Origin of the sequence: Streptomyces sp. UNOC14_S4, assembly GCF_020740835.1 — a bacterium.
Taxonomy (GTDB): Bacteria; Actinomycetota; Actinomycetes; order Streptomycetales; family Streptomycetaceae; genus Streptomyces.
This window is the reverse complement of record NZ_JAINFC010000598.1, coordinates 1-4,179: the sequence shown is the minus strand read 5'-3', so window position 1 is coordinate 4,179 and position 4,179 is coordinate 1. Positions and strand designations below refer to the sequence as shown.

Genomic DNA, 4,179 nt, shown 5'->3' with positions numbered 1-4,179 from the left:
GCCGTACCCCATGCCCCGCCTCGCCCTCTACGCCATCGTCGTCTGCGTTCTCGCGGCGGTGGCGGCCGTCGTCTCCTTCGCCCAGGGCAGCTGGATCGGCGTGGTGTGGGTGCTGCTTTTCGGTGTGGCGTCCAACATCGCCTGGTACTACGTGCGGAAGCAGAAGAACGACCGTGCAGCCGGGACGCTGCGCTGAGCTGGGCGGGGCGCCTGTGCGTCTGCTTCTTCCGCTCCGCGCGCGGCTGCGGGTCCGTTGTGGCTGGTCGCGCCCACGCGGCGGAGCCGCATATTGAAACAGCCCCGCGCCCCTTTCGGGGCGCGTCTGCTTTCATCTCCTACGGGTTGAGGACCATCCCCGTCATCGGCGGGATGTCCGGCGTGCCCTGCCAGAAGCGGAAGAGTTCGCGGCCCCAGTACGTGTCCCACTCCGTCACGCCCAGGCCGCGCAGCACCGCGTCGATCATGTCGAAGAAGGCGTGGTTCACCTCGGGGATCCACAGGAAGCCGAACACGGCCAGGATGCCGAACGGCGCGAACGGCTCCACCTGCCGGCGGATCCTGTACGACAGCCAGGGCTCGATCACCCCGTAGCCGTCCAGGCCCGGCACCGGCAGGAGGTTCAGGATCGCCGCCGTGACCTGGAGCAGCGCCATGAAGCCCAGCGCGTAGCGGAAGTGGTCCGGCACCCCGTCCATCGCGCCCAGCCAGAAGGGCGCCGTCACGACCGCCGCGAACAGCACGTTCGTCAGCGGGCCCGCCGCCGAGACCAGGCTGTGCCTCCAGCGGCCGCGGATGCGATGCCGCTCGATGAAGACCGCGCCACCCGGCAGACCGATCCCGCCCATGATCACGAAGATCACCGGCAGCACGATGCTCAGCAGGGCATGGGTGTACTTGAACGGGTCGAGCGTCAGATAGCCCTTGGCCCCCACCGAGATGTCCCCGCCGTACAGGGCCGTCCGCGCGTGCGCGTACTCGTGCAGGCACAGCGAGACGACCCAGCCGGAGAGGACGAACAGGAAGACGGCGAAGCCGGGGCTCGCCGAGAAGTCCGTCCACACCGCCCATATGGAGACCGCCATGATGGCGACGACGGCGAGGAAGACGGGGCTCACGCGCCGTTCGCCGTGGGTCGCTGGTGACATAGTGAGTGCGCTGCTTCCTATTCGTTGAGCATTGCTGCCCGGATCGGATGATTCGCTCTCCGCACGGGGGTGCTGGAGTCCTGGACCGGCAGTCTGGTCCGGTGGCGATCGGCTCGTTCCTGGATGATCTGCTTCACTCGCGTGTGCGGGGTGTGCAGGGAGATGTCAGGGTCTCCGTCTCGTTCCAGGACGTTGATCGCTCCCGCGTGGTCTGCCTGCCACACCACCCCGCACCCTGGCCGGGTGCAGTGAAGCCGGTCCCCCTGGCGTTTGCCGAGGATCCGGCAACAGGGGACGACTTGTGAGGTGTAGGCCGCGTTGACCAGCGTCAGCGCAGAACCTCTGCGCTCTGACACGCTGTTGAGTGCCTCGGCCGTGACGCCCTTGGTCCAGGCGGCGAGGCGGCGGTTGGTGTTCTTGCCCAGCTTCTTCCGGGTGGGGAAGCTGCGGGTGAGGTCTTCGGCCACCAGATGCCTGGCCTTGTCCACGACGGCGTGCACGGCGGTGAAAGTGGCCGTGCGGACGCGGGACTTGAACCGGGCGCGGCGCCGGTTCCGCTTGACCAGGCCGAGGTTGTTGGCGTGGATGCGGTCGGCTTTCGCCTGGTCACCCGCTTGGCGGGCCTTCTCGGCGATGGAGCGGATCTTGGCCCGGCGGGCGTTCTTGGTCTTGAGGCAGTCGGACTCGGCGCGCAGCAGGGAGCCCAGCCCGGTGCCGTGGTGGTTGCCGTCGGAGTCGGTGAGGACTTCGGTGTAGCCCTTGTCCACGCCCAGCTTCGCTGTGCCGCACGGCCTGGTCTGGCGTAGACCAGGCGCATCGACGGCGTAGTGCACCTCGACCCGTCCGTCACGCAGGATCAGCCGGAGGGTGCCGGTGGGCGCGACGGTCGTGTTCAGCGGGATGGCGATCTTCTGCCTGCGCTCAAGGCCGGGGATGGCGATCCACGTGTTGCCGTCGGCCATGGTCCATACGTTGTACTGGTCGGAGCGGACCACGATCTGGTTCGTCGTCCTGCTGACGCCGTGGCGGACGTGCTGGCGCATCTTCCGGGACAGGAAGCTGTCGTCGTGCCACCGGCCGTACTTCAGGTCGGTGTAGGCCCGCTTACGCTTCGCCTCATCCTTGCAGCGGCGGTGTACCGCTTTGCGGACCTTCGATTTCCCGGCCTCGCGGTGGGCGGTGATGTCGGCGACTGCGTCCCGCACGGTCTCCTTCCATGCGTTGGCGAGCACCCCGAAGGTTTCGGCGGTTCCGTCCCTCATCCACGCATCGCGGATGGTGCGGTCCTTGGCGCCGTCGCGCAGTGGCGAGCCGTACCGGGCCCACACCAGAGTGCGCACGTGGCCGAGGCGCCGTGCCTGCTCGGCGAGCTGGGTGTACTTCCCGGTGTTGAGGTTCCTGGAGTAGGCGATACGGGTGACTTTCACCGGCCACCGCCGGACAGTTCGTGCCTGAGCTTCTTCTCGTAGTGGTGCAGGCCGTGCAGGCGGTGCGAGAAGGTGTGCACGATCGCCAGCAGGTCCTCCACGAGTTCCTGCTGCGGGGAGAGCATGTCGATGTTCGCGATGACGATCTCGCAGCCGTGCCGCCCGGCCACATGCTCGATCAGGTCGAATCCGAAGCGGGCGAGTCGGTCCTTGTGCGCGATCACCAGCCGGGTGATCTCTCCACCTTCGATCCGGTCCATCAGGGCGAGGAACTTCTCCCGGCTCAGGTCCATGCCCCCGCCGATCTCGCTGATCCACTCGTCCACCGCGATACCGGCGCCCAGGCAGAACATCTCCATCGCCGCGACCTGCGAGGCGAGGTCGTCCTTCTGTCCGGGTGAGGACACGCGGCAGTACACGACCGTGGACCGCGTCGAAGGTTCGAACCCGGGTCGCAGGGCTGTCAGCACGTCGGACTCGTCGAAGTACCGCTGCCCGCTGGCGGTGCGCTTGGCCACGATGCGGCCCTCACGTTCCCACCGCCGCACGGTCGAAGGTGACCGGCCGATGCGCGCAGCGAACTCGCTGATCCGATAATTCTTGCTCACAACGAGCAACACTAGGCAGCTCTGAACAAGAAATCAACAGCTAACCCTGCTCCTGTGGAAGTCTTTTGCCGTCGGGATTACCTCGGGTGCAGGAACGTACCGGGGGTGACGGTACCGCCTCTGCGGAGGTGCGCTTTACCGTCTGCTGGGTGCTCCTGTCCAGTGGGTGCGGGTTGTCTTCGCCTGGTCGCCCCATGCGGCGGAGCCGCGTGGGGGAACAGCCCCGCGCCCTTACGGGGCGGGTTCCGCCGTCGGAAAACCGGTGGACGTCCCGGGGGACAATAGGGCCGTGCGTTACGGGATTCTCGGCACTACCACGGCCCGCACCGACGACGGCCAGGCCGTCGCCCTCGGTGGACCCAGGCTGCGGGCTCTGCTCGCGGCCCTCGCGCTGTACCCGGGGCGTGCCCGGACCGCCGAGGCGCTGATCGACGCGGTGTGGGACGGGGAACCGCCTGCCGACGCGGTGGGCGCGCTCCAGGCGCTCGTGGCGCGGCTGCGGCGTGTGCTCGGCCCCGACGCGGTGGTCTCCACCGCCGGCGGCTACCGGCTGTGCGCCGGGCACGACGACGTCGACCTGCACCGCTTCCAGCGGCTCGCCGACGAAGGCACGGCCGCGCTCGCCGCCGGTGACCCGGAGCGGGCCGAGGCCCTGCTGGGCGAGGCGCTCGCCCTCTGGCGCGGTCCCGTCCTCGCCGACCTGCCCGGCCGGTCCGCCCTGGTGGGGCGGTACGAGGCACGGCACCTGGACGCCCGCCGTACGCGTCTCGCCGCCGCCGTCGCCCTCGGGCGGGCGGACCGGGCCCTGCCCGAGCTGACCGAGCTGTGCGACGGCCACCCCCTGGACGAGCCGCTCCACGCCCTCCTGCTGCGTGCCCTGCGCGCCGCGGGCCGCCCGGCCGAGGCCCTCGCCGCGTACGAGACGGTGCGGGCCGGGATCGCCGAGCGGCTGGGCGCGGACCCGGGCCCGGAGCTGCGGGCCCTGCACGCGGAGCTGCT

At 69.4% G+C, this 4,179-nt stretch carries 5 protein-coding genes; 2 read left to right on the top strand and 3 right to left on the bottom strand.

The annotated features are described in order from the left end of the window. Nucleotides 1–196: hypothetical protein (locus K6I34_RS32815; protein WP_308294093.1), on the top strand; the 196-nt coding region annotated here is incomplete at its 5' end. A 139-nt stretch (nucleotides 197–335) separates the two neighbouring features. On the opposite strand, the gene K6I34_RS32810 is transcribed toward K6I34_RS32815, so the two are convergent. Genes K6I34_RS32810 through K6I34_RS32800 form a run of 3 tightly spaced genes read right to left on the bottom strand, consistent with a single transcriptional unit; the run spans nucleotide 336 to nucleotide 3,180 of the window. Next, complete coding sequence (locus K6I34_RS32810; protein ID WP_229331685.1) at nucleotides 336–1,145, bottom strand: site-2 protease family protein; 810 nt, start codon at nucleotides 1,143–1,145, stop codon at nucleotides 336–338. 17 nt (nucleotides 1,146–1,162) lie between these two features. After that, on the bottom strand, nucleotides 1,163–2,572 hold the full coding sequence (locus K6I34_RS32805; RefSeq protein ID WP_229331684.1) for a transposase: 1,410 nt from the start codon (nucleotides 2,570–2,572) through the stop codon (nucleotides 1,163–1,165). Then, complete coding sequence (locus K6I34_RS32800) at nucleotides 2,569–3,180, bottom strand: IS607 family transposase (RefSeq protein ID WP_229331683.1); 612 nt, start codon at nucleotides 3,178–3,180, stop codon at nucleotides 2,569–2,571. Before K6I34_RS32800 ends, K6I34_RS32805 begins: the two co-directional genes overlap by 4 nt. 289 nt (nucleotides 3,181–3,469) lie before the next feature. Between K6I34_RS32800 and K6I34_RS32795 the strand changes: the two genes are divergently transcribed. Continuing rightward, a partial coding sequence (locus K6I34_RS32795; protein ID WP_229331682.1) for an AfsR/SARP family transcriptional regulator occupies nucleotides 3,470–4,179 on the top strand: 710 nt, incomplete at its 3' end.